Here is a 25,162-nt window from a genome sequence, read left to right on the forward strand (position 1 = left end):
ATCTTCCGCGCGCCAGCATACGATCTGAGTTTTCGGGAATGCTCATCGGGGAAGACGGAGGTTTTCACCGGGAACGCGTGCCACCATGAAGGTGTTCACTACTGTTCTGGAGAGTCATGATGACGGCACCCAAAATTACCTTTATCGGCGCAGGTTCTACGATTTTCGTCAAAAATATCCTCGGCGATGTGTTTCACCGCGAGGCGCTAAAATCAGCGCATGTCGCCCTGATGGATATTGACGAAACCCGGCTGGAAGAGTCGCACATTGTGGTACGGAAACTGATGGACTCAGCGGGCGCTTCTGGCCGGATTACCTGCCATACCCACCAGAAAGCGGCGCTACAGGATGCGGATTTCGTGGTGGTCGCCTTTCAGATTGGCGGCTATGAACCCTGCACCGTGACCGATTTTGAGGTTTGTAAGCGTCATGGCCTGGAACAGACGATCGCCGATACGCTGGGGCCGGGCGGCATTATGCGCGCGCTGCGGACCATCCCGCATTTGTGGCGGATTTGCGAAGACATGACGGAAGTCTGTCCGAAAGCCACCATGCTCAATTACGTCAATCCGATGGCGATGAATACCTGGGCGATGTATGCCCGCTATCCGCATATCAAACAGGTCGGCCTGTGCCATTCGGTACAGGGAACGGCGGAAGAACTGGCGCGCGACCTGAATATCGATCCCGCCTCGCTGCGCTACCGCTGCGCCGGCATTAACCACATGGCGTTTTACCTCGAACTGGAGCGCAAAACGGCTGACGGGACTTATGTCGATCTCTATCCTGAATTGCTGGCAGCCTATGACGCCGGACAGGCGCCGAAGCCCAATATTCACGGCAATGAACGCTGCCAGAACATTGTGCGCTACGAGATGTTCAAAAAGTTGGGCTACTTCGTCACCGAGTCATCAGAGCATTTTGCCGAGTACACGCCGTGGTTTATTAAACCGGGACGCGAAGATCTGATTGCGCGCTACAAGGTGCCGCTGGATGAATATCCGAAACGCTGCGTAGAACAACTGGCGAACTGGCATAAAGAACTGGAGGAGTATAAAACCGCCGAGCGTATCGACATCAAACCGTCCCGCGAGTACGCCAGCACCATTATGAACGCTCTGTGGACCGGCGAGCCGAGCGTGATTTACGGCAATGTGCGTAATGAGGGGCTGATTGATAACCTGCCGCAGGGAAGCTGCGTGGAAGTGGCTTGTCTGGTGGATGCCAACGGCATTCAACCGACGAAGGTGGGGACGATCCCTTCCCATCTGGCGGCGATGATGCAGACCAACATCAACGTGCAAACGCTGTTGACCGAAGCCATCCTCACGGAAAACCGCGATCGCGTGTATCACGCGGCGATGATGGACCCTCATACCGCGGCGGTGCTGGGTATCGAAGAAATCTATGCGTTGGTTGACGATCTGATCGCCGCGCATGGCGACTGGCTTCCGGCCTGGTTACGCCGTTAATCTCCAGCCGCGCTGGACGGCAGATCCGGCGTTTAACCTCTACTAACAGAAGGCGGGCGCTGGTAACAGCGACCCGGTACCCTATGAGCATCTCTCTGACAACAAAGCTGAGTTACGGGTTCGGTGCGTTTGGTAAGGATTTCGCCATCGGCATTGTGTATATGTACCTGATGTATTACTACACCGATGTGGTGGGACTTTCGGTCGGCCTCGTCGGCACCCTCTTTCTGGTCGCGCGAATCTGGGATGCGATAAACGATCCCATCATGGGCTGGATTGTCAACGCCACGCGTTCGCGGTGGGGGAAATTTAAGCCGTGGATATTGATCGGCACCTTAACCAATTCGCTGGTGCTTTTCCTGCTGTTCAGCGCCCATCTTTTTGAGGGAACCGCGCAGGTTGTATTTGTCTGCGTAACTTACATCCTGTGGGGCATGACGTATACCATTATGGATATCCCATTTTGGTCGCTGGTGCCGACCATTACGCTTGATAAGCGAGAACGCGAACAACTGGTGCCGTTCCCGCGTTTCTTCGCCAGTCTGGCTGGCTTCGTCACTGCCGGTATAACGCTGCCGTTTGTGAACTACGTTGGCGGAGCGGATCGTGGGTTCGGCTTTCAGATGTTTACGCTGGTACTGATTGCGTTCTTTATCGCCTCGACTATCGTGACATTACGCAACGTACATGAGGTGTACTCCTCCGACAACCGTGTAACGGCGGGCCGCCCACATCTGACGTTAAAAACGATCGTTGGATTGATATACAAAAACGATCAGCTCTCTTGCCTGTTGGGAATGGCGCTGGCGTATAACATTGCCTCCAATATTATCAATGGCTTTGCGATCTACTACTTCACCTATGTGATTGGCGATGCCGATCTTTTTCCCTATTACCTTTCTTACGCCGGCGCGGCGAATCTGCTGACGCTGATTGTCTTCCCCCGGCTGGTGAAAATGTTATCGCGGCGGATATTGTGGGCGGGCGCCTCCGTGATGCCCGTTCTGAGTTGCGCAGGGCTCTTCGCGATGGCGTTGGCGGATGTCCATAATGCCGCTTTAATCGTGGCGGCGGGTATTTTCCTGAATATCGGGACCGCGCTCTTTTGGGTGCTTCAGGTAATCATGGTGGCGGATACGGTCGATTATGGGGAATTTAAGCTCAATATTCGCTGCGAGAGTATCGCTTATTCCGTACAGACGATGGTTGTGAAGGGCGGCTCGGCGTTTGCGGCGTTCTTTATCGCTCTGGTGCTGGGGCTGATTGGCTACACGCCGAACGTGGCGCAGTCTGCGCAAACCCTGCAGGGGATGCAGTTTATTATGATTGTCCTGCCGGTACTGTTTTTCATGATGACGCTGGTTCTCTACTTCCGCTACTACCGTTTGAACGGCGATATGTTGCGCAAGATTCAGATCCACCTGCTGGATAAATACCGGAAAACGCCGCCATTCGTCGAACAGCCGGATAGCCCGGCGATTTCTGTGGTAGCGACCAGCGATGTAAAAGCGTGAGCATGGTCTCTCGTGCAGGCCGGATAAGCCGGATAAGCGTAGCGCCATCCGGCAATTAACCGATAACGCGGCCCGGGAGAACGCCGAGCCTGCCAGGTTATTTCGCGCAGTTAGCGCACTGTTTGCTGACAATCTGCTGGAAGAAATCGTTGCCTTTGTCATCCACCAGGATAAAGGCCGGGAAATCTTCTACTTCAATTTTCCAGATAGCTTCCATGCCGAGTTCCGGATACTCGACGCACTCCAGATGCTTAATGCTCTGCTGTGCCAGTACCGCCGCCGGGCCGCCGATACTGCCCAAATAAAAGCCGCCGTGTTTTTTACAGGCATCCGTGACCTGCTGACTACGGTTGCCTTTCGCCAGCATGATCATACTGCCGCCGTGGGATTGCAGCAGATCGACATAAGAGTCCATTCGACCTGCGGTGGTGGGGCCTAATGAGCCAGATGGATAACCTGCCGGGGTTTTTGCCGGGCCTGCGTAATAGATGGGGTGGTCTTTAATATACTGCGGCAGGTCTTCGCCGGATTCAATACGCTCTTTTAGCTTCGCGTGGGCGATATCGCGACCTACGATAATGGTGCCCGTCAGCGACAGGCGAGTCGAGACCGGGTACTGCGATAGCTGGGCGAGGATCTCTTTCATCGGACGGTTGAGATCGACTTTCACCGCGTCGCCTTCGCCCGCCTGACGCAGCGCTGGCGGAATATACTGGCCCGGATTGTGTTCCAGTTTTTCGATCCAGATGCCTTCGCGGTTGATTTTCGCTTTGATGTTACGGTCTGCCGAGCAGGAGACGCCCATCCCCACCGGACAGGAAGCGCCGTGACGCGGCAGGCGAATTACGCGAATATCGTGGGCGAAATATTTCCCGCCGAACTGGGCGCCGAGGCCAAGTTTTTGCGCTTCTTCCAGCAGTTCCTGTTCCAGGTGGAGATCGCGGAATGCCTGGCCGTGCTCGTTACCTTCCGTCGGCAGCGCGTCGTAATAGTGGGTGCTGGCGAGCTTAACGGTTTTCAGCGTGCTTTCCGCCGAGGTGCCGCCAATGACAAAGGCGATATGGTATGGCGGACAGGCCGCGGTGCCCAGCGTGCGCATTTTCTCAACGAGGAAGTTTTTCAGCTTGCCTGGGGTGAGCAGCGCTTTGGTTTCCTGATAGAGATACGTTTTGTTTGCTGAACCGCCGCCTTTCGCCACGCAAAGGAACTTGTACTCGTCGCCGTCGACGGCATAAAGATCGATTTGCGCTGGCAGGTTGCTGCCGGTATTGACCTCTTTGTACATATCCAGCGGGGCGTTCTGCGAGTAGCGCAGGTTATCTTCGGTATAGGTATTAAACACGCCTTTGGAGAGCGCGGCTTCATCGCCGCCTCCCGTCCAGACGCGTTGGCCTTTTTTACCCATGATAATCGCCGTGCCGGTATCCTGGCAGGTCGGCAGAATGCCTTTGGCGGCGATCTCGGAGTTTCTCAGGAATTGCAACGCCACATATTTGTCGTTTTCGCTGGCTTCGGGGTCATGGAGAATGGCGGCGACTTGCTGCTGGTGTTCAGGACGGAGCATAAAAGACGCATCATGGAAGGCCTGCTGAGCCAGCAACGTTAACGCCTGCGGCTCAACGTTGAGGATAGATTCTCCGTTGAATTCACTGACGCTGACATAATCGGAGGTGAGCAGATAATACTCTGTTTTGTCCTCTCCCATCGGGAAAGGCGCCTGATAGATAAACTCTTTTTTCGACATGTGCTTCCAGCCTAATAGTAAGAAAATGTATTAAGAGCCTCATAGGCCAGGCTCTAAGTCGCGCGCCGCGCATAACCGGGCGGCACGCGCGGCCATTACAGGAATCCGTACATTGCGGCAAAGATCCAGCCAAAGACGCAGGAGACGCTCACGCCAATCAAACCCGGCAGAATGAAGCTGTGGTTAATGACGAAGCGGCCAATACGGGTTGTGCCGGAACGGTCAAACTGAATCGCCGCCAGATCGCTTGGGTAGGTCGGCAGGATATAGTAGCCATAACATGCCGGCGCAGAGGCCACGATATACGCCGGATCGACACCGATAGCCAGCGCGACGGGAACAATCGCCGCCAGCGCCGCGGCCTGGGAGTTAACAAACTTGGAGACCAGCAGCAGAACGATGGCGTAGGCCCACGGATACTCTTTGACCATTTCGCCTAGCACGCCCTGAATTTCCGACATATGCGCGCCGAACATGGTTTCCGCCATCCAGGCGATCCCGTATACCGCGACAATCGCAATCATACCGGAACGAAAAACTTCGTTTTTTGAGATAGACGCAGGATTGGTTTTGGTCAGGATGATAATGAGCGCCCCGGTCAGCAGCATAAACATCTGAATGACCAGCACCATCGACAACGGTTTGCCGCCGAAGGTTGGACGTAAGTCGGAGTCCGCGCCCAGGAGAGCGACCACGGCAATCGCCGCCAGGAAGATCCACATCGCCAGCCAGTTGCTTTTCGGCAGTTTTTTATCCAGCAGCGTCGCGGTATCGCCGTACACGTACTGACGGTTTTCCGGTACGGAAATAAATTTCTGAAACGCTTCGTCTTTATCCAGATCTTTACCGCGGAACCAACTAAAAATACCGATTGCCAGGATACCGAGCAGGGTAGACGGGATGGTGATCGACAGCAGATCGAGGAACTCCAGATGTTTTCCGGCAAATGTCACGTTGCCCAGCATCGCTACCAGAGAAACAACGGCGACGGAAACCGGACTGGCGATGATGCCCATTTGCGCGCCAATAGAACTGGCCGCCATTGGACGTTCCGGACGGATATTATTCTTGATCGCCACGTCATAGATAATCGGCAAAATGGTGTAGACCACGTGGCCTGTCCCACACAGAATCGTCAGGGTACAGGTGACGAACGGCGCCACAATAGAGACGTATTTGGGGTTGCGACGCAGCAGCTTTTCGGCAATCTGCAGCATCACATCCAGCCCGCCTGACGCCTGCAACGTCGCCGACGCGGCGACTACCGCGATAATGACCAGCATTACGTCAACGGGCGGTTTACCTGGCTGGAGATGGAAAACAAACACCAGAATGACCAGACCAATACCGCCCAACAACCCGAGCGCGATCCCGCCCTTTCGGGCACCATAAAACAGACATATTAATATTATGAGAAGCTGTATACTAAATAACATTTTTATTTATCCTCGCGATAAACCCAGTCAATTTTGATAAATGGATCACAGCCATCTTCTGATTTGTGTGAATGAGCATCAGGAAATGGCGAATATTCAATGCGCCAGTGGCGACGATTAACGATTAAGCTTTTTACAGAGTTGCTTTAAGTAATTATTTTCTTGCGATGGTGATGTTCAGAGGGGAGTACCCTCTGGCGATGGGCAGGTGGAGTCAGCGAGAGCAGTAAATTATGATTTGTCTGTTTTAAAAACAGGCGTTTATTATTTAATTTTTGTGTCTCGCCATCAGGTAAATCACGAGATAAAGCGAACAGAATGTGACTTATGTGATCATTGTCACGCCATTTTTTTAAATTATTAGTATGGCGTGTGGAGACGCGTATCTGCTCACCAATATACGTATTGTCCATAGGCGTAGCACAAGCTCCATTGCTACAAACATAATTTTATTTAAGTGTCAGGAAAATTCCGGACAAATCCCTTTTTTAATAAAAATACACACTCTCGGCATGGGATAATACTTAATTAACTTTTGTTAGCGTTTTGAAATTAAAAACAGCGCATAGCGCTGTAATAATAGAAAATAACGTTAACAGGCCTGGGGTGAGTATATTTGATCTGACACAATTTCCCAGGTTTGTTATTAATGTGATAGCGTTTTTATTGGCATTGTTATAATAAATGTTACCAGGATATAACGTTTCGCGTCGGCTTTATGCGGTATCCTTACTGACAATATTGTTTCAGTAAAGAGTAATGTTCCGGCTGAACACGGTAGCGGTAAACCGGCCTGCCGGTCACGCCGTAATGAATACTGGTAAACAAGATATGGCAATTTACCAGCCAGATGAGATATTTACGGCAGGAGACGCGCGAGATATTCACTTCGTTGGCCAACTCGTCGGTAGAAAATTCCTGCTCCTGATGCGCATCAATCCACTGGCATAAGGTGCGTAGCGTTTGCTGCGTCAGCCCTTTTGGTAGCCGACGAGGCTCCTGCTCGCTGGATGAATTACCGTGAATGAGCAGGTCAAGCTCAGACTGTTCGTAATACTGGCGTTTTTCCATCGCCGTTTTCTTACGTAGCCAGCCGGTCAACGCTTCTTCAAAGCGCGTGGCCTGAAAAGGCTTGATCAGATAATCCACCACGCCGTAGTGAAGCGAATCTTTAATGGTGGCGGCGTCAGCGGCAGAAGAAATGACAATAACGTCGCTTTTGCAGCCTGCGCTGTGCAGGACAGGCAGCAGATCCAATCCGTTTTCCTGCTGCATGTAGATATCCAGCAGGATTAGGTCAATGTGATTTTCACTGTTGAAGATAAACTCTTTCGCTTTTTCCAGCGTCGAAGCGGTTCCACAACAATGAAAACCGGAGATTTGCGCGACATAGCGGCGATTTAACTCCGCGACCATCGCATCGTCATCGACAATTAATACATTGATCATAGGCTGGTCCTTTTTCCATCCCAGGGTAACTGTACAAAAAATTGTGTGAAGATCCCAGGCTCGGATTCCACGGAAATTACGCCGCCAAGCGCTTCAACCTGCTGTTTAACCAGCGCTAAACCGACGCCGCGTTCGGCGCCTTTCGACGAGACGCCTTTTTCAAAAATCGCCTCGATGCGCTCAGGTTCGATACCCGGACCGTCATCGCTCACTTCGCAATGCAGCCAGCCATGGCGGTAGTGTAACGAGACGCTGATTTCGCCGCCGGATTCCTGGCTCAACGCTTCCAGCGCGTTTTCAATCAAATTACCCAGCGCCGTAATCAGCACCGTAACCTGATCTTCATTGTTATTATCCGGTAACTGGCTGTCGCTGCTTATCACCAGGCTGTGCCCGAAATCAGAGGCGCGAGTAATCTTACTGAGCAAAAAGCCAGCGATAATCGGCGACTTTATTTTACCCAGCAGCAAACCGATCTCTTCCTGATAGTTATTGGCCGTCTTGATAATATACGCTTCAAGCTGCTTATAACTCTTCAGGTGCAATAATCCCAGAATCACATGTAATTTGTTCATGAATTCGTGGGATCGTTCACGGAGCGCATCCGCGTAGTTCACCATCCCGTCCAACCTCTGCATCAGTTGGCGAACTTCTGTTTTATCCCTGAAGGTGGATATCGCGCCGATAATTTCGCCGTTGCTGCGCACCGGAACGGTATTCACCAGCAGCAGGCGGCCTTTGACGATGATCTCTTCATCGCGGCGCGGCGTACCGTCACGCAACACTTCGCTAATGTCCACCACCTGCGACCAGGCATGACTCAGGGTGGATAATCTGGCGTCATCCTGCGTTTTTCGATAATCGAGCAGCGCCTGCGCCGCATGGTTAATTAACGTGACTTCGCCGCTATCATCCACGGCGATAACGCCCTCTTTGATTGACTGCAGCATTGCCTGGCGTTGTTCAAACAGGGTTGAGATCTCATAGGGTTCGAGGCCAAACAGGATACGTTTTAGCACCTTGACCAGCGCATACGTGCCTAATAATCCCACCAGAGCGCCGAACAGAATGGACCAGATAATACTGCCGCGGCTATTGTTGATCTGCTGCGTAACGTGACTGAGTTCCAGGCCAATCGCTACCACGCCGATCTGCCGGTGGCGTTCATCATAAACCGGTGTGAAAACGCGCAGCGCTTTGGCAAGAAAGCCGCGATTAATGGCAACGTTTTCCTTTCCCTGCAGCGCGAGCAGAATGTCATCGCCTTTGAACGGTTGACCGATTCGCTGCGTTTCTGGGTGCGAATAACGGATGCCCTGCATGTTGGTCACCACAATAAACAAAAAGCCATTATGCTGGCTCACCGCTTCGGCGAGCGTCTGAATGCCGCTTTCCGCAGGCGGTTTTTTCAGCCCCTCGCGAATTGCCGGAGAGTCCGCCAGCGAGCGCGCCACCGCCAGCGCTTTATCTGCCAGCGCGTCGCGCGTCATGCTGCTGATTTGCGAAAAATAGATCAGATGGACCACAACGAGCACCGAAAACAAAACAGCGCTGACCATCAGAATGACGGTAGTGCCGAGTTTCATGGGGCGTTTGCGTAACGCCCGGCATGGCAGGGAGTGTTTCATAGTGGACCTGAGCGGACGAATCGTAAGGTTATTATCCCTGATGAGGCGTCTAATTCAAAGGCATAGGCGATGTTGCTCCAGTGTTGAAAGGCCCGTCTTGCCTTGCAGGGGGCGCTACCTGCTCATGTCGACTGGCAAACGTCATGTCGTTAATTAATATCGCCGGATACCGTGATGGGTAATTTATTTTCATCAGAATTACATAAAATAATTTTTCATTAATTTTTATAATAACGTATGCGGTATCACATTTTATTTTTACTGACGTTCAGAATGCGTTTGATCACAATCAATCAGCACAAATATTTAATCTATTATGATTAGTTTTCATTACATATTATTAATAATTATGGAAGCAATGTGAGAAATAAAAAATGGAAATAAAAAAATGGCTGAACACAACCATAACCCGACGTGATGCTATTGTCGCTACTGCAAAAGTAGGGGCGGCGGTGACGCTAAGCCAGGCGATTACGCTGCCTTTTGCTACCACTGCCCAGGCGCAGGATACCCCGATATCGAAGGATGCCAACGGCGAAACCGTCAGGCACAGCGCCTGTCTGGTCAACTGTGGCAGTCGATGCCCGCTTAAGGTTATCGTGAAAAATGATCGCATTGTGCGTATTGAACCGGAAGACGCGAAAGATGACGCGGTATTCGGCGAGCATCAGATTCGTCCCTGCCTGCGTGGGCGTTCCAGTCGCTGGCGCGTCTATAGCCCGGATCGCATTAAGTATCCGATGAAAAGAGTGGGAAAACGCGGTGAAGGAAAATTTAAACGTATTTCATGGGATGAGGCTACGGCCTTTATTGCGGCGGAATTAACGCGCGTTAGCGAAAAATATGGCCGGGAAGCTATTTATTATAATTATCAATCCGGGGCATATTATCATACGCAGGGATCGCCCGCATGGAAACGATTGTTAAATCTCACCGGCGGCTATTTAAATTACCATAATACCTACTCGACCGCGCAAATCGCGACGGCAACGCCCTATATGCATGGTACCTATGTCGGTAGCCATTTTACGCAGATCGCGCATTCCGATCTGGTGGTGCTATTTGGCCTGAATCTCTCAGAAACGCGGATGTCCGGCGGCGGTCAGGTTGAAGAGCTGCGCCGGGCGCTGGAGACCTCGAAAGCCCGGGTCATTATTATCGATCCGCGCTATACCGATTCGGTGATTACCGAACACGCCGAATGGCTACCGATTCGCCCAACCACGGACGCTGCGTTAGTCGCCGGCATAGCGCATACGCTGATTACCGAACAGCTTCTCGACGAGGCGCTGGTAAACCGCTATTGCGTCGGTTATGACCGTAGCACCTTGCCGGACACGGCTGCGCCTAACGCCAGCTATAAAGATTATGTTCTTGGCACGGGCGATGACGGTATCGCGAAAACCCCGGAATGGGCGGCGGATATCACCGGAATTCCGGCAACGCGTATTCGCCAACTGGCGCGCGAAATCGCCTCGGCGCGCGCCTGCTATATTTGCCAGGGCTGGGGTCCGCAGCGTCATGCCAACGGCGAACAAACCGTGCGTGCTATTCAGACGCTGCCAGCGTTAACCGGCCACTTCGGGCGGCCCGGCACCAACAATGGCAACTGGCCTTACGGTACGCCGTATGGCGTGCCATTGTTGCCTGTCGGTAAGAATCCGATCACAACCTCTATTCCTTGCTATCTGTGGACGGACGCCATTCAGCATCCGGAGAAAATGACCGCGACGACAATGGGTGTGAAAGGCGCGGACAGGCTAAAAACCGGGATTAAGCTGTTTTTCAACCAGGCCGGTAATACCTTGCTGAATCAGCACGGCGAAACGAACCGCACCCGACAAATTCTCGCGGATGAATCGCTGTGTGAAACCATTATCGTGATTGAAAACCATATGACGCCCAGCGCGATGTATGCGGATCTGCTGTTGCCGGAGACCAGCTATCTTGAGGCGGAAGACCTGGTGGACAGCTCCTATGCGGCGGGATCGCATAACTATATGATTGCGATTCAGAAAACCGTTAAACCGATGTGGGAAGTGCGCAGCACGTATGACATCTGCGCGGATATCGCCGGGCATCTTGGACTGCGCGAGCAATATACCGAGGGCCGAACTCAGGCGCAGTGGGCGGAGATGCACTATCAGCAGATCCGTGAAAAACGTCCATACCTGCCGGAGTGGAGCGTGGCGAAAGAGATGGGCGTGATTGACCAGCGTATCGCTACCGAGCAGCAGAGCCTTGCGTTTGCCGATTTCCGCGCCGACGCCGAGGCTAATCCACTCTCCACGCCGTCGGGCAAAATTGAAATTTACTCCCAGGCGCTGGCGGATCTGGCGCAAGCGTGGACGTTGCCAGAAGGCGAGCGAATTCCCGCATTGCCGGAATTTTGTCCGGCGAAAGAGTCGCACCTTAACAAAGCGCTGACGGCGAAGTATCCGTTGCAGTTAAGCGGCTTCCATACCAAAGGGCATACCCACTCGACCTACAGCAATGTGCTGATGCTACATGAGGCGGTGCCGGATGAGGTCTGGATTAACCCGATTGACGCCAGCGCCCGCCAATTGAAGTCCGGCGATCGGGTGCATGTATTCAATGACCGCGGCGTGGTGGAGCTTCCCTGTAAAGTGACCCAGCGCATTTTACCCGGCGTGGCGGCGATGCCGCAGGGCGCGTGGACGCGGCTTGACGGCAACGGCGTTGATGTCGGCGGCTGTATCAATACGCTGACCAGCCACCATCCTTCGCCGCTGGCGAAAGGCAATCCGCAGCATACCAATCTGGTTGAAATTAAACGCGCTTAAGGAGTGATGTACGATGAAACAGTATGGCTTTTATGTTGACTCCTCGCGCTGTTCAGGCTGTAAAACCTGCCAGGTAAGCTGCAAGGATAATAAAGATCTGGATGTCGGTCCGAAACTGCGCCGCGTCTATGAATATGGCGGCGGAAGCTGGGTGAAAGAGGGGGAAAGCTGGCATCACGACACCTTTACCTACTACCTCTCTATTGCTTGTAACCATTGTGATGAGCCGGTATGTGTCTCCGGCTGTCCGACCGGGGCGATGCATAAACGCAAAGAAGATGGTCTGGTCGTGGTGGATGACAGCGTATGCGTCGGCTGTCGCTATTGTGAAATGCGCTGCCCCTACGGCGCGCCGCAGTTTGATACGCAGGCGAACGTGATGCGTAAATGCGACGGTTGTCTTGACCGACTGGAGAACAATCTGCGCCCTATCTGTGTGGATTCTTGCCCGCAGCGAGCGCTGGATTTCGGCCCTGTCGATGAATTACGGGCAAAATATGGCACGGAGAATCAAATCGCGCCGCTGCCTTCAGCGTCGTTCACCCATCCTAACCTCATTATTAAACCGCATCCGAAAGCGAGACCCACGGGCGATACGGAAGGCGCAATCATGAACATTCGGGAGGTGCGCCATGCATGAGTTACCGCTGGTCTTTTTTACGGTGTTTACCCAGAGCGCGGTTGGCGCGTTTATTCTGCTGCTGATTGGCGGCGCAATGGGGCTGGTCGCGCCGCGGCGCAAGGCTATTGGTCTGTTCTCGGTGATGTGCCTGTTTGGGCTGGGCGTCATTGTCGGCACCTTCCACGTCGGGCAACCGCTGCGTGCGCTGAATATGCTGCTGCGCGTCGGACATTCGCCGATGAGTAACGAGATTGTCTTGTCGGCGGCTTTTGCGGCGCTCGGCGGGCTGGGGGCGGTCGGTTTGTTGCTGAACCGGGCGACGCCGCTGTGTAACGCGTTGGTCTGGTTGGCGGCGATAGTCGGGGTGGTCTTCTTATACGCCGTTCCGCAGATTTACCAACTGCCGACGGTGGCGACCTGGCGTTCATCTTACACTACGGCAATGATGATATTGACGCCGTTGATTGGCGGCGGCGCGTTGGCGGCACTGTTTGGCGTGCGCCGTCTGGGGCTACTGGTCAGCGTGTTGGCGATTTTGGTGAGCTTTTGTCTGCGCCCGGGCTATATGGCGACGCTGATGAGCGCCGATAGCGCTCTGACCGCTGCGCAGCATAGCTGGTTTACCGCCCAGGCGATATTGCTGGCGGCGGGTGTGGTCGGGGTGGTGGTCTGCGCGCGCCTGAAATCGAGTGCTACGGTGCTGGCCATGACGGCTGTGGTGGTTATCGCGGCGGAGTTGGCGGGTAGGATTGCGTTTTACAATCTGTGGACGCTGCCAATGTAGTTTTTGCCTGGCTTATGCCATGTAAGCCTGATCAGCGTAGCGTCATCAGGCGAGATATTTCAGGAGCTATTGCTATGCTTTCCCGTGCTGTTTTGCCGCGTATCCTCGGCGCACTGTTTTACTACTCCCCTGAGAGGCCGGAGGTGAAAGCGTTGTTCGATTGTTTGCCAACGTTGCCTGAGCTTTACCCCTGGCGCGATCGCGGACCTATTGAATCACTGTGTGCGTCATGGTCGCTACCGGATGATGATGCGCTTACATGGCAATTTTCTGTGTTGTTTGAAGGCCAGGGAAAGATGCCCGTCCCGCCCTGGGGATCGGTCTATCTGGAAAAAGATAATTTGCTGATGGGGGAAACCACCGCCGATTATCGAGCTTTTTTACAGTCGCAGGGAATGGTATTCACTGACCGTGAACGCGAGCCGGAAGATCAGTTTGGCCTGATGCTATTAGCCTGTAGCGATCTGCTGGCACGAGGCGACAACGTGGCGGCCAACCGGTTACTGGAGGCGCATCTGCTGCCCTGGGGATTCCGCTATCTGGAATTGCTGCAACGCAATACCGTCAGCGCCTTCTATGCCCGGCTTGCCGTCGTAGCGACCTGTTATCTGCAGGATGTTCAGCAGCAACAGGGACTACAGCCTGAGAATAAACGGTTGTTTTTCTGAGGTATTGGTCAGGTTTTGATGGCGTGCCATAATGCTTGTGCCGCCATCGTGCCCGCTGTTGCGTCAGCGGGCACAGTTTACTATTACAGCGCCGGCGTCTTTTTGAAACCGGTCAGCATCAGCACCAGGCTCTGTTTTGAGTCCGCTGGCATGAAATCGTAGTGATTTCCCTGACGGTCGCCGCCGATATACCAGGATATTTCCGTTTTCCCTTCCGCCAGCGCTTTGCGCACCGCTTTATCGACATCAACCATACGATACTCATGTGAATGGTCCAGATATAATACGGCATCGGAACGGTAGTTGATCGCCGGTTTATTGTTCCAGGACACGGTACTGACGTGCCAGTCACTGCTGGTCGGGTAAAAGAAAATTTGATCGGCGCCGTTCGCTTCCGTTTTGCCGCCAAAAAGGCGAATACGGTATTTGAATAGCGAAGCGTCCATATTGGCAGGCAGGGGCGGGATCTTAAATTTCACCAGCGTGAGCGTTTCCGGGTGCTGCGTGCGTCCGCCATTTGTCCAGTCATCCTGTACGTACAAGGTATCGACGCTGGCATGAGGCTTGTCGTCTTCGCTGCTTACCCAGGTATTTTCTTCCGCTTTACTGTAGGCGTAAGGAACCGTAGTGCCGCAATCCAGTCCCTGATTCATACACAGATCCGTCATAAACTGCGCGCCATCTTCCGTCCAGCCATTCATAAAATCGGCATGGGCGGTATAAAGACTTCCCCAGCGCTCTTCCCGGGTTTCGCCATGCATTACCGGGTCCATCGACAATTCTACTTTGGACGTATCCAGCGAGGAGATCTGCGGGAGTACCCAGGCGATGTTCATATTCACCGTCGGGATTTTGACCGGATAGTCTGCGGAACATTTCCCGTGGTCGGCATAGATAGCGTTATTGTGGCTATGGGTCGGTTTCAGGTTGACGCCATCCCAACAGTTGGGGAAAGCGATCCCGATATTAAACTGGACGGCATCGCCCGCTTTACGCAGGCCGCATATTTCGCCTACCTTGTTGGTGTAACCTTTGCCGTTGGCACATAAAAAGGTGATTGCGGAACTGGGGCCAGTACCGTGATGATCGCCTGCCAGTAACTCCAGCCCGGCCGGGAATGGATGGAGCGGATATTGCGCTACATTTGTGGATTGATAATAGGTCTTTTGGTAGGCCGGATTTACGATTTCACCATCAGGTAATTTCATGGACGGCGCCCAGTAAGCGGAGCTGTCGGCTTTATTATCACAGGTGGTATCGGGTTGCGCGCGCAACGTCTGGTAGGTAGAGACCGCGTCGGTGTGGGTGTTGCCAAAAAAGTCATGCCACATCGCCTGATTCGCTTTACCAAACATCATAATCGCGTCATCGCCCAGCGTGTGGTGATAGCCGCACACGACATGTGCCTGAGGATCGGCATGGGCCGGGAATGCGCCAGCGGCAACGAGCGTAGCCAGGCTGACGGTAATAAGGTTGAGTTTCATTTTTTTGCTGCCCGGTTGAATAGAAGTGGGAGCAGCAATAGCAGATCAGATTGCGGTGTTACATCTCATTAATTATCACTTTTTGTCATTTGCCCTGCATACAGGGGCGAATTTGCAGACGTACTATTTAAATAATTAGCCGAAACTACCCTCCTCTTGATTATGTCAATTTACAAAAAGGGTACGTTAGTGATTAAAATCGGGCTTTTTGTGATAACCCTCACTATTTCATTTTGCCTATGCTAATGGCGCTCGCCATAACCGAATAACGATTCTATCGGACATCGGCTTTATTTTTAAGAAATGCGTTACGACATCAGTCGTGACGCGATCTGCTATGGATTTTTTATGAGATTACTAAAACGCGTTATTGTGGTTGTACTCTTGGGCGTGATTTTATTTATGGTCAGGGACGATATACGCTATGTTTATCAACTGATCCTCAAATATGGTGATAAACCCTCGGCGCTGGCACTGAGTAGCTATAAAGCGGTTATTCAGCAAAAACCAGTCGCAGGAGTTAAGAGTAACCTTTCAGGTTTGACCTACTCCGCCGAAGACAGGATGCTTTTCGCCGTTATTAATAATCCCCCTGAACTGGTCTGGTTAACGACAGAAGGGCAGCTGGTAGGGCGGATGCCGCTGCAGGGCATCCACGACCCGGAGTCTATTGCATGGAGTGGGGGCAACCAGTTCCAGATAGGCAGTGAGAAAGATGGCGCGGTCTATAAAACACAGGTGGATATTCAGCGCGGCACCATGCAGATAATCTCCATGGTGAAGCTTGAGGGCTATGACAAAGCAAAAAATAAAGGGCTGGAAGGTACGGCATGGGATGCGAAAAATGAGAGATTATATGCCGCCAAAGAAAGAAAACCCATAATGATCAAAGAAGTAGAGATGAGCAAAAATGGTATCACCAGAGCGTTGCCTTCTGCCATCACTGCAAGTGTGAGCGATGTCTCCGGACTTGAATACCATGCCCCAACGGATTCGCTGCTGGTGTTGTCGGACGAGTCAAAAATGATTCTTGAGGTCAGTTCCGAGTGGCGGGTGCGCGATCGATTGTTCCTGACGGCGGAGTGGTCAGGGCTCAGAGACGATATCCCCCAGCCAGAAGGGATTGCCATGGATAATGAAAATAATTTGTATATTGTGAGTGAACCAAATCTGTTTTATAAATTTTCGTGTGATATACAGAATGACTAAAATCTATTTTTACTGTCACAGTATGCTAAAACAGAACAAGGTTATTAATACCATGATTTGACGATTGCTTGATTCGTTGATTCATTGTTGGGGATATTTATGTTTTACTTACCTCAGTAACGGATTACTTTGTGGTGTAGCGTAACGGTAATTGTCCTCCTCATATTTGCGGCAGCGTAGTCTGCCGCTTTTTTTTATAAATTAACTCTCCCTGTAATAATTAACAGACAATAAATATTACTCTGTTTTTTTCAGGAGGCCTTCGAAGAGACCTCGCAGGGTGATGTTTAGTTATCAGGCATAATATTCTTCATCAACACTTACCGAATGCCATGTCGCCTCGCTAAGCGAAATCATTTCATCTACGCCGGAACTCTTGTTAACCGGGTTTTCCGTCGGCGATGTGCCTGTAAATGTTCCATTGGCGGTGGCGCTATTCCCGGCGGGATCGGTGGCCGTAATGATGTACTGATTCTCCCCCCCGACAGAATAGCGGATTGCGGAACAGAAACATGCCAGTTACCGGTATCGTTATCAACACTGGCGGAGTAGAGTCGATCGTCAGCCAGCCGATAGACAGCGAAGAATTACCCATAGCGTTTGTGGAACGAACACTGATTGATCAGCTTTCATTCACTGCTGTTCCCGGAGATTTTGTGGGTATTATCGGTACATCAGGTTCAGGTAAATCTTCTTTAATCAAAGCACTATCAAATTCCAGTCATTGCTATACGGGATCAGTTAAATTATACAATGTTGATATCACACAGATCTCTGAAGATGATATCCAGAATTGCCTTGCCTACCACTCTGGCAACATTTTAGAAAAATTACGTAATATCGACTGATATGTAAAACTCATTCAGCATCAAATGGATTAATTCAACATCAGTAGTAATATCCATTTTTTTATAGGCTGCTCTCTTTTGTGTTGAAATCGTTTTTATATTTCGATCTAATAAATTTGAGCAACTTTTAACAGATAATCCTGCTGCCACGTAATAAATAACTTTTTTCTCGCTCAACGTTAGATCGAATTTTTTAGCGAGCAACAAAATCCCATCTCTTATATTAATGTGTTTTGCTTTGTTCTTATACTGCATTGTCAGATATCTCAATTAACATATTGATGACGAGAGAAAGATAAAAACGCTAAAAATTCTGATGGTGTAGTTTTGAAGTGTTTTTTAAAAACGCATGTAAAATAAGAAGCACTATCATAACCACACATATAAGCCACTCGGGTAATATTATATTCACTATTGCGTAGAAGTTTTGTCGCTTTATTCATTCGCGCATTAAGGTAAACTTCGCTGAATGAAGTGTGCTCTTGTTTCAATTTCCTTTTTAATGTGGAACAACTCATATAGAGTGAGTCAGAAATATCCTTGAGTGCCCATTTTCGACTTATGTCGCTTATAATAATATTATAAATGTTTTCGGCTAATGTATTTTGCGATAGTTCTCTGAAGAGAGCAAATGCTTCGGGTTCATAGATGAACTCTGAAAGGAGAAATCTTATTAAATATTCCTTTTTATCTTGGGATAGTTTTTGGCTTTTATTTGAAGAGTGTAAGAGGTTGAATACTCTTGCTACGCCTGTTTCTATTGGCGCTAACAGATGTTTTGTCATCGGTTTTGTTAATGGGGCCGAAAAGTCTGCATGTTCATACAGAAAAAAATTATAAGCATTTTTTATTGACGCTGAATCTAATTCAATTAAATTATAATTTAACTGTTCATGAGTCTCTTCCATTGTGATATGAATGGTTTGATCTTTAGCTAAAAATATTAACATTGGCCCTGATGCCGTAATATACTCCCCGGACGATGTCGTAATTGAAATTTTACCCGTGGTGAGCTTGATGAGTACGGACTGCAGTAAATTTAATCCCTGAAGTGATAAGGATTTCCTCTGCCAGTTTTGCGCTGATTGTAAACATTCAATGCTCCCCACCTGGACAGGTGAGGGATTAAACACTTTTAGCATGATAATTTCCTTTTATTAAATGTGCGTGTAAATCAAAAATTATTCTGAAAAATATTTCAAAAAAACTAATATATAGCTATATAATTATTTGCGAACTTAAGGTATCAGGTGGCGATCTTTTCATTTTCTATGGAAAATGCTATTTTATATTGCATTTCTACATATTATAGTATCGTTAAAAAACTATGTCGCGTATAAAAAAAAGATGGAAATTTACAAGAATTGGCTCATGTTATTATCAAATTATCTCTTTAAAATTTGAATTAAGTAATAATTGCCTTTATTCTTTTAGAGAATAGCTCTTTAATTTCATGGAGGTAGTTAGCATGAGGTATAAGATCTGATGTTAATTTGTGATAAGGTTTATCCTGGAGGTAAATATTAACGCTCTCGGTTAGGAAAGGCATACAACGCGGTAAATATATACGGCGGCGGGTAGATGGCGTGGCGATATCCGGAAGTTTGAGGGGGAGGGGAAGCATTCAATCGTATGGTTGGCTTTATGAAAAACGGTGTAACACGCTAGTGAGGATCTTTGATCTTACCCAGCAATAGTGGTCACGTGACTAAGTGAGTAAACTCTCAAGCAAGAGGTGACTCATATGAAAAAACCAGCATCAACCACCAAAAAGCCACGCAAGCAGCACACGCCTGAATTTCGTCAGGAAGCCCTGAAACTGGCTGAACGCATTGGGGTGGCCGCTACCGTCCGCGAGCTTAACCTGTATGAATCACAACTCTATAACTGACGAAGCAAACAGCAAAATCAGCTCTCTTCTTCTGACCGCGAACAGGCGATGCCCGCAGAGATCGCCCATCTAAAACGTCCACTGGCAGAAGGGGATGAGGAACTGGCCATTCTCCAGAAGGCCGCGGCATACTTCGCGAAGCGCCTGAAATGAAGTATGTCTTCATTGAAAAACATCAGGCTGAATTCAGTATCAAAGCCATGTGCCGTGTACTTCAGGTTGCCCGTAGTGGCTGGTACGTCTGGCATCAGCGTCGTCATCAGATAAACCAGCGTCAGCAGTTCGGCCTTGTCTGTGATAACGTCGTCCGGGAGGCATTCAGTGACGCAAACAGCGCTATGGTGCGCCACGCCTGACGGATGTATAACATAAAAACCGTGGCGGCCAGCCTGCGATGCGTTACAGATGGTGCAATGGCGGCGTAAACGACTGGGAAAAGTCAGCGTGCATACAGACAGAGGTGGTCAGTACTATTCAACGGATTAGCAGAGCTTACTGAAACGACATAATCTGCGGGGGAGTATGAGCGCCAGAGGCTGTTGTTATGACAATGCCTGTGCAGAAAGCTTCTTTCACACGCTGAAGGTGGAATGTATCTACGGAGAGGACTTTGCCAGCTGGGAAATAATGTGGACAGCAGTGTTTAATGATATCGAGTGTGATTACAATCAATGGCGTCGTCACAGTGCCTGTGGCAGTCTCAGTCCGGAACAATTTGAAAACCAGAACCTTGCTTAGGGTTGTGTCCATATTACGCGGGTAGGATCAGTCCATTTCTGTAGTCTGCCTGTTGTTCTTCATCGTCAGTTGAAGTAACAGCTTTACCTCCGGCTACAGTAAGGATGATTGAAAAAATCATTTTAATGGCTTCAGCCAGCCCATTAAAAAATTACTTTCCAACTATCTGATTTATTAGAGGTATTGTCTTTCATTAAGATAGCGAGTCCTGGTGGTTTAAAAATAAAGACACAGTATTATAATGAAAATAACACATCATTAAATATTGAATTTGCTAACTCGTTGTGTGATGCTGAAATGATTTTATTGCATATTATTAATTTCTGGGATGAATGTTATGAATGGAAAATTTTTGTGTGGTTTATTGGTTTCGCTATTAATTAGCGGATGCGGTGACGATAACACCCCTACAGAGAAAGTCTTGAAAGAACAATTTAGTAATCAATTTCATGGGCGTCTTATCCTTGATTCAATTGATATCAAGGAAACATCGGTTGATGGAAATAAGAGAACATATGCTGCTGATGGCTTACTTTCTACTGGCTACGATCTGTATACGCCAGTTGCCTCGTTAACTGATTATATTGTTGTTCAAAAATCGTGGGATAAAGGCAAAGATATTAAATTCTCAGCAACTTTGAACAGTCTTGGTAATAAAGATACTGGATGGAAAACAATATTTTCTTCATTACAAATGTCAGAAACACCAAAAGGCAATCCAATTCCTAATGTTGAAACTGACGGTAAATATATCATCATGGATGGAGCAGGTTTTGATGATAAAATAAATGCAATTAAAGATGAATATGCCAGGAAGAAATCAAAACTAAACGAATTAAATAATGATATCGCAAAAGTTAAAACTAATATATTAGTTATTAATAAAGAAATCGATGAGTATTGGGGGAAAGGGGAAGATGGAAAAACACAAAGCCGTTATTTTGTTCAGCGTGATTTGAATAAAGAGCTGGAACTCTTTAATAAAGAAAATGCTCCTTATTATTTTGAGAAGAAGTACAATACTGAAGTTTTCGACCCAGCAATGAAGGCTCGCCGGGAAAAATTAAAGAATTACAGGTTGAGTGATTTTGATGACATAAGGGCGGAGAAACGTGCTGTATTAGAAAAACATAAAGAAGAATACTCCGTAAAATATAATGAAATTAATGAGAAGATAAAATCTAAAATGAAGGTGCTCGATGATGGTTTACAAGAGTTGATAGCAAAGAAACGAGGTCTCATACAGCAGCAATCAACCATCTCAGACGAGATTCACAATCTTGATTATCAATATAAAAATTGGGTAAATTTTATGGAAGAGCTAAATAAAAGAAAATAACTGACTATTATTATGGGTGATAAAAAAGAGACTGAAATCTGGTCTCTTTTTTTGAGCCTGTCAGTAATTCTATATAACTGCCAATATATTAAAGGTGATCGCTCAGGCGGTCACCGAATTCGATAATAAAGCGGCCCATCGCCAGTCGCCAGTTCTGGATCGGCATACCCCATTTTTTTGATGCATCCTTGATTGCCAGATAAATAACCTTTCGTACCGAGTCATCCGTCGGGAACACTTTGCGTTTCTTAATCGCGGCACGGATCTCGCTGTTCAGGGATTCGACTGCGTTTGTAGTGTAGATGGTAGATGGTCTTGCAGATATCCGGCGGATAACTGAAGAGCGTATTGAGGTTTTCCCAGTGCGCATGCCAGCTTTTGCTGATTTGCGGATATTTCGGGAAGACGCTGTTTATCGCATCTGGGAAGCCCTTCAGACCGTCCACACAGGCAATCAGGATGTCCTGAAGGCCCCGCTTTTTCAGCTCCGTCAGCACGCTTAGCCAGAACTTTGTGCCTTCATTTCCGGACAGCCACATGCCGGCAACGCTTTCTGACCTTCGGTATTGATCCCCAGCGCAGGGAAAACTGCTTTGTTTATCACACTGCCATTCTGATGAACTTTGACAACATACAGTCCATATAAACAAAGGGATACAGCGTATCCATTTGTCGGTTTTGCCACTCAGTGACCTGCTCTTTTACGGCGTCGGTGACTTTAGATATCAGCGTGGGCGACACATCGGAGTCGTACATTTCTTTGAAGGTGGCAACGATTTCGCGGGTAGTCATGCCTTTGGCGCAGAGGGATAAAATCTGGCTGTCCATCTGCGTAATGCGCGTCTGGTGCTTCTTAATCAGCTGTGGTTCGAAGGTATTTTCACGGTCACGCGGCGTGTTCAGTTCGATCTCGCTGTTATTGCATAACATCGTTTTTGACGAGTAGCCATTGCGGGTGTTTGAGCCTGTTTTGGGCGCATTTTTCTCATACCCGGGGTGGTCAGCCAGCTCCGCATTGAGCGCTGTTTCGACGGTAAGCTTCGTCAACATGCGGGAAAAAGCATGGAGATCGGCTTCGGTTTTAAGGCCTTCAGCCACTTCAGCCGCAAGGGCTTTAAGTTTCTTTTCGTCCATAATTGCCTGTCTCTGTTGTTGGAGTGAACATATCAAAAACAGGCACTTACACAATTTTAATTACAGTCTCACGCCCGGTCGCCCCTACGCAGTTGCACTTCCTTTCATTTGCTGTGGCCAGTTTGCGGGAAGACTTTCACTTTCAGTAATTAAGTTTGGGGTGATCTTCTTTACTCAATAAATTATTTTTGTCGTTCAGCTCCTCACGGACTTTTGCCAGTGACTTCTGAAAAGCCGGGATTGTTTGCAGTCTTGCAAACTCTACTGCTCCCACATAACGGCCAGCATCAACATCACTTTGCCAGTGAGCACCACATATCACTCTGCTTTGCCCGAACTCCCATCCTCGTCTGGCGAGCTCCTGCGCGCGTTCCGGTCTGGCCTGGGATAATACTAATGCCAGAAGTGTACCATAAGCAGTATGCCCGGAAGGGTAAGAGCCATCTTTTCGCAAAGTATCCTCATCTTCAGGACGGCAGGTAGAATGATTAAATAAGACAAAGGGACGAGTACGCATATAATATTTTTTTGCCGAAGCAGTAGCGTAGTAGCCGCCCATTTTCAGAAGATTCTGTAACATATTCCAGGTTTCTGGCGTATCTTTGGGATTAATTTTAGCACCCACTACTGGCGAGAATATTCTGGCTATATTTTCCACGCTTACATCTGCATCCTCAGCAGCTTGTTTCCATCGTGGGGAACCCTTTATCGCATAGCCCTTAAAATAAGCCTCCTTATCATAGCGGAAAGCCGGATCATCATTACCTGGCGGTGGTGGTAAGTAGAACTGACTGTTCACTGATTCTTCAGGAGAATGAAAGGGTTGCACTGTTTCTGCTGATGTATATTTAGCTACGATCAGTGGTAGAAAAAATACTAAATAACGACTTTTCATAAAGACTCACTCCGGATCAGGCAATAATAAACAGATGTAATCCTATAATGATTTATTGCAATGGTTATTCAACATACAGGTAAAAAAGCAGGACGCTGTACTGGCATTATCGTCTGTCCATACCGGACTGACTGCAACGGACAACAGAACAATACTGGTACTTCCGGCTAACAGCATTTTGTTTAACTTTTCTCCCCGGTTATTTTTTATCTGCGTGCCTGACTGACACGCATTAGGTTAAAATCTTTCCGTAATAACAAACTATGAATAAGTATTTTAAAGTATGTGCTCTGTTACCCCGGTAACTACCATCAGTCATGATGTGCTGAGTATTAATTTATGATTATGAACAAGAGTCGAAAGCAGTATTTAAGAATAAAGAAACCGAAAAAGAAAAATACCAAAATTGGCGAAGGGATTATTGTTGTCAGTGATGGAAAAGTTCATGGCGGAGATATTGGACTCACTTGTCGGGGTTAGCGAACCGTCAGATGGAGTGATACGCGTTATTACTGGTAATAATCCCCCTGTAGCTAAGTAAGCTTTTGACCCTGGCCCAAAGGGGAAAAGCTGATCGACGAAGCGCTGGGCGTTGCGCCAGAGAAAATCTGGCCTTCTCGTTATAGCTAGTCAGGCCAGAGATGGGGGCTACGGATTTCCATTCCCAGAAAAGCAAAAACCCAGCCATAGGCTGGGTTTTCTGAATAAGTGGTGCCCGGACTCGGAATCGAACCAAGGACACGGGGATTTTCAATCCCCTGCTCTACCGACTGAGCTATCCGGGCAACGGGGCGCATTAAACCGTAAAGGGGCGCGGTCGTCAACGGCTTTACACGAAAAAAGTGATAAAAGCGCGCTGACTGCCTGCTTTTCAGGCAAAATGCATAAAATCAGTACCCGTCAGGTGAGCGCTCCACCCTGACGGCACTGTGCAAAACGCAGAATATCTGCCGCCAACCGCTGAGCGGTATCTACATCAGCCTGACTGCGGTTGACCAGCATTCGGCTGAGACAACCTTCCAGCACCAGCTCCATCTGCCTTGCAACCATCGCCGGATCGTCAATTTCCAGCGTGGTCAGTAGCTCATGGGTAAAATCATGTGCCGCGCGTTTTTGTTGATTAGCCAGTTGGTGAATAGGATGGGTTGGGTCGGGATAAAACGTACAGGCGGCAATGAACAAGCAACCAGGATAACGGTTATTACTGACACATTCCGAAAGCGCGCTGTAGCGTGCCAGTAGCTTTTGTTCAGCAGAAAGCGTCTCATCAAGAAGAAGCTGGCGTCGCCAGATATCTACCTGCTGACTCAGATAACGTAGCGCGTCATATAAAATGGCTTCTTTATCTGGCCAGAAACGCTGTAATGTGTCGAGTGGGCGATTTACGCGCTCCGCCACCATTTCCAGCGTAGTATCGGCTATCCCTTGCGTCTCCAGTAATTTCAGGGCTTCTCCCAGAATATCTTCACGTTGCACGGTATTCTCCTCCGTCTTTGCTTTTGC

General features: G+C 49.1%; 19 protein-coding genes, 1 tRNA gene and 6 pseudogenes. 11 read left to right on the forward strand and 15 right to left on the reverse strand.

The genetic code is table 11. From position 1 onward, the window contains the following. The first annotated feature begins 116 nt into the window (after positions 1-116). Complete coding sequence (gene melA, locus NA986_RS21490) at positions 117-1,472, forward strand: alpha-galactosidase (RefSeq protein ID WP_001728428.1); 1,356 nt, start codon at positions 117-119, stop codon at positions 1,470-1,472. 83 nt (positions 1,473-1,555) lie between these two features. Next, complete coding sequence (gene melB / locus NA986_RS21495; protein ID WP_023215921.1) at positions 1,556-2,986, forward strand: melibiose:sodium transporter MelB; 1,431 nt, start codon at positions 1,556-1,558, stop codon at positions 2,984-2,986. Between the two features lie 97 nt (positions 2,987-3,083). Here melB and fumA read toward each other — a convergent pair whose 3' ends face one another. The 5 genes from fumA to NA986_RS21520 form a co-directional block, all read right to left on the reverse strand. Then, positions 3,084-4,730: a class I fumarate hydratase FumA gene (gene fumA / locus NA986_RS21500; RefSeq protein ID WP_023215922.1), complete on the reverse strand. Its 1,647-nt coding sequence runs from the start codon at positions 4,728-4,730 to the stop codon at positions 3,084-3,086. Positions 4,731-4,825: 95 nt separating this feature from the next. Next, complete coding sequence (gene dcuB, locus NA986_RS21505) at positions 4,826-6,166, reverse strand: anaerobic C4-dicarboxylate transporter DcuB (protein ID WP_023205263.1); 1,341 nt, start codon at positions 6,164-6,166, stop codon at positions 4,826-4,828. Between the two features lie 146 nt (positions 6,167-6,312). Further along, a complete protein-coding gene (locus NA986_RS21510) occupies positions 6,313-6,579 on the reverse strand; it encodes a hypothetical protein (protein WP_001519837.1) in 267 nt (88 codons plus the stop codon). A 316-nt stretch (positions 6,580-6,895) separates the two neighbouring features. Beyond that, on the reverse strand, positions 6,896-7,615 hold the full coding sequence (gene dcuR, locus NA986_RS21515) for a two-component system response regulator DcuR (protein WP_000611307.1): 720 nt from the start codon (positions 7,613-7,615) through the stop codon (positions 6,896-6,898). Further along, the gene (locus tag NA986_RS21520; protein WP_000682903.1) at positions 7,612-9,243 is read right to left on the reverse strand and encodes a sensor histidine kinase; all 1,632 of its coding nucleotides are present in this window, start codon (positions 9,241-9,243) and stop codon (positions 7,612-7,614) included. Before NA986_RS21520 ends, dcuR begins: the two co-directional genes overlap by 4 nt. 374 nt (positions 9,244-9,617) lie before the next feature. Between NA986_RS21520 and NA986_RS21525 the strand changes: the two genes are divergently transcribed. The 4 genes from NA986_RS21525 to NA986_RS21540 all read left to right on the forward strand — a co-directional run bounded on the left by NA986_RS21525 (position 9,618) and on the right by NA986_RS21540 (position 14,121). Then, entirely contained in the window at positions 9,618-12,047 is a 2,430-nt protein-coding gene (locus tag NA986_RS21525) for a DMSO/selenate family reductase complex A subunit (protein WP_023215923.1), read from the forward strand. Positions 12,048-12,060: 13 nt separating this feature from the next. Then, entirely contained in the window at positions 12,061-12,687 is a 627-nt protein-coding gene (locus NA986_RS21530) for a DMSO/selenate family reductase complex B subunit (RefSeq protein ID WP_000816143.1), read from the forward strand. Further along, positions 12,680-13,453, forward strand: coding sequence for a dimethyl sulfoxide reductase anchor subunit family protein (locus NA986_RS21535; protein ID WP_023215924.1), 774 nt, complete (start codon positions 12,680-12,682; stop codon positions 13,451-13,453). The genes NA986_RS21530 and NA986_RS21535 overlap by 8 nt, the downstream gene beginning before the upstream one ends. Positions 13,454-13,527: 74 nt before the next feature. Then, positions 13,528-14,121 carry a TorD/DmsD family molecular chaperone gene (locus NA986_RS21540; protein WP_001519164.1) on the forward strand — a complete coding sequence of 198 codons (594 nt, stop codon included), beginning with the start codon at positions 13,528-13,530 and terminating at the stop codon, positions 14,119-14,121. An 83-nt stretch (positions 14,122-14,204) separates the two neighbouring features. Here NA986_RS21540 and NA986_RS21545 read toward each other — a convergent pair whose 3' ends face one another. Next, positions 14,205-15,605, reverse strand: coding sequence for a CBM96 family carbohydrate-binding protein (locus NA986_RS21545; RefSeq protein ID WP_058820872.1), 1,401 nt, complete (start codon positions 15,603-15,605; stop codon positions 14,205-14,207). 303 nt (positions 15,606-15,908) lie between these two features. On the opposite strand from NA986_RS21545, the gene NA986_RS21550 reads away from it, so the two are divergent. Next, positions 15,909-16,814, forward strand: a complete 906-nt coding sequence (locus tag NA986_RS21550) for an SdiA-regulated domain-containing protein (RefSeq protein WP_001268200.1) — start codon at positions 15,909-15,911, stop codon at positions 16,812-16,814. 294 nt (positions 16,815-17,108) lie between these two features. On the opposite strand, the pseudogene NA986_RS21555 reads toward NA986_RS21550, so the two are convergent. Next, a pseudogene (locus NA986_RS21555) lies at positions 17,109-17,243 on the reverse strand (hypothetical protein); the annotation flags it as partial. Between the two features lie 109 nt (positions 17,244-17,352). Next, positions 17,353-17,433, reverse strand: a pseudogene (locus tag NA986_RS21560) (hypothetical protein); the annotation flags it as partial. Between the two features lie 37 nt (positions 17,434-17,470). On the opposite strand from NA986_RS21560, the gene NA986_RS21565 reads away from it, so the two are divergent. After that, a complete protein-coding gene (locus tag NA986_RS21565; protein ID WP_024147147.1) occupies positions 17,471-17,662 on the forward strand; it encodes an ATP-binding cassette domain-containing protein in 192 nt (63 codons plus the stop codon). Here the strand turns inward: NA986_RS21565 and rtsB are convergent. From rtsB to NA986_RS21580, 3 genes and pseudogenes are all read right to left on the reverse strand, one after another. Then, positions 17,645-17,932 carry a transcriptional regulator RtsB gene (gene rtsB / locus NA986_RS21570; RefSeq protein WP_072210077.1) on the reverse strand — a complete coding sequence of 96 codons (288 nt, stop codon included), beginning with the start codon at positions 17,930-17,932 and terminating at the stop codon, positions 17,645-17,647. The genes NA986_RS21565 and rtsB overlap by 18 nt on opposite strands. After that, positions 17,929-18,804: an AraC family transcriptional regulator gene (locus NA986_RS21575; protein WP_023215926.1), complete on the reverse strand. Its 876-nt coding sequence runs from the start codon at positions 18,802-18,804 to the stop codon at positions 17,929-17,931. The genes rtsB and NA986_RS21575 overlap by 4 nt, the downstream gene beginning before the upstream one ends. 263 nt (positions 18,805-19,067) lie before the next feature. Further along, positions 19,068-19,290, reverse strand: a pseudogene (locus NA986_RS21580) (hypothetical protein). A 116-nt stretch (positions 19,291-19,406) separates the two neighbouring features. Between NA986_RS21580 and NA986_RS21585 the strand changes: the two are divergent. Both NA986_RS21585 and NA986_RS21590 read left to right on the forward strand, forming a co-directional pair. After that, positions 19,407-20,291: pseudogene (locus NA986_RS21585) on the forward strand (IS3 family transposase). 337 nt (positions 20,292-20,628) lie between these two features. Next, the gene (locus NA986_RS21590; RefSeq protein ID WP_023216529.1) at positions 20,629-21,630 is read left to right on the forward strand and encodes a DUF1202 family protein; all 1,002 of its coding nucleotides are present in this window, start codon (positions 20,629-20,631) and stop codon (positions 21,628-21,630) included. Positions 21,631-21,718: 88 nt separating this feature from the next. Here NA986_RS21590 and NA986_RS21595 read toward each other — a convergent pair. Together NA986_RS21595 and NA986_RS21600 are read right to left on the reverse strand one after the other, a co-directional pair. Beyond that, positions 21,719-22,764: pseudogene (locus NA986_RS21595) on the reverse strand (IS256 family transposase). 142 nt (positions 22,765-22,906) lie between these two features. Further along, a complete protein-coding gene (locus NA986_RS21600) occupies positions 22,907-23,659 on the reverse strand; it encodes a non-specific acid phosphatase (protein ID WP_023216532.1) in 753 nt (250 codons plus the stop codon). A gap of 552 nt (positions 23,660-24,211) precedes the next feature. On the opposite strand from NA986_RS21600, the pseudogene NA986_RS21605 reads away from it, so the two are divergent. After that, a pseudogene (locus NA986_RS21605) lies at positions 24,212-24,289 on the forward strand (helix-turn-helix domain-containing protein); the annotation flags it as partial. A 79-nt stretch (positions 24,290-24,368) separates the two neighbouring features. On the opposite strand, the gene NA986_RS21610 reads toward NA986_RS21605, so the two are convergent. Both NA986_RS21610 and NA986_RS21615 read right to left on the reverse strand, forming a co-directional pair. Continuing rightward, positions 24,369-24,444: transfer RNA gene (locus NA986_RS21610), tRNA-Phe, on the reverse strand. Positions 24,445-24,559: 115 nt separating this feature from the next. After that, positions 24,560-25,135 carry a transcriptional regulator gene (locus NA986_RS21615; RefSeq protein ID WP_023216533.1) on the reverse strand — a complete coding sequence of 192 codons (576 nt, stop codon included), beginning with the start codon at positions 25,133-25,135 and terminating at the stop codon, positions 24,560-24,562. Between the last annotated feature and the right edge of the window lie 27 nt (positions 25,136-25,162).

It is taken from the genome of Salmonella sp. NW177 (genome assembly GCF_051811585.1).
Lineage (GTDB): Bacteria > Pseudomonadota > Gammaproteobacteria > Enterobacterales > Enterobacteriaceae > Salmonella > Salmonella enterica.

Coding starts and splice junctions, on each gene's coding strand:
- NA986_RS21590 (WP_023216529.1), top strand. CDS start 20,629: ATGAATGGAAAATTTTTGTGTGGTTTATTGGTTTCGCTATTAATTAGC.
- fumA (WP_023215922.1), bottom strand. CDS start 4,730: ATGTCGAAAAAAGAGTTTATCTATCAGGCGCCTTTCCCGATGGGAGAG.
- dcuB (WP_023205263.1), bottom strand. CDS start 6,166: ATGTTATTTAGTATACAGCTTCTCATAATATTAATATGTCTGTTTTAT.
- dcuR (WP_000611307.1), bottom strand. CDS start 7,615: ATGATCAATGTATTAATTGTCGATGACGATGCGATGGTCGCGGAGTTA.
- NA986_RS21600 (WP_023216532.1), bottom strand. CDS start 23,659: ATGAAAAGTCGTTATTTAGTATTTTTTCTACCACTGATCGTAGCTAAA.
- NA986_RS21510 (WP_001519837.1), bottom strand. CDS start 6,579: ATGGACAATACGTATATTGGTGAGCAGATACGCGTCTCCACACGCCAT.
- NA986_RS21525 (WP_023215923.1), top strand. CDS start 9,618: ATGGAAATAAAAAAATGGCTGAACACAACCATAACCCGACGTGATGCT.
- NA986_RS21575 (WP_023215926.1), bottom strand. CDS start 18,804: ATGCTAAAAGTGTTTAATCCCTCACCTGTCCAGGTGGGGAGCATTGAA.
- NA986_RS21545 (WP_058820872.1), bottom strand. CDS start 15,605: ATGAAACTCAACCTTATTACCGTCAGCCTGGCTACGCTCGTTGCCGCT.
- NA986_RS21540 (WP_001519164.1), top strand. CDS start 13,528: ATGCTTTCCCGTGCTGTTTTGCCGCGTATCCTCGGCGCACTGTTTTAC.
- NA986_RS21530 (WP_000816143.1), top strand. CDS start 12,061: ATGAAACAGTATGGCTTTTATGTTGACTCCTCGCGCTGTTCAGGCTGT.
- melA (WP_001728428.1), top strand. CDS start 117: ATGATGACGGCACCCAAAATTACCTTTATCGGCGCAGGTTCTACGATT.
- NA986_RS21520 (WP_000682903.1), bottom strand. CDS start 9,243: ATGAAACACTCCCTGCCATGCCGGGCGTTACGCAAACGCCCCATGAAA.
- melB (WP_023215921.1), top strand. CDS start 1,556: ATGAGCATCTCTCTGACAACAAAGCTGAGTTACGGGTTCGGTGCGTTT.
- NA986_RS21550 (WP_001268200.1), top strand. CDS start 15,909: ATGCGTTACGACATCAGTCGTGACGCGATCTGCTATGGATTTTTTATG.
- NA986_RS21535 (WP_023215924.1), top strand. CDS start 12,680: ATGCATGAGTTACCGCTGGTCTTTTTTACGGTGTTTACCCAGAGCGCG.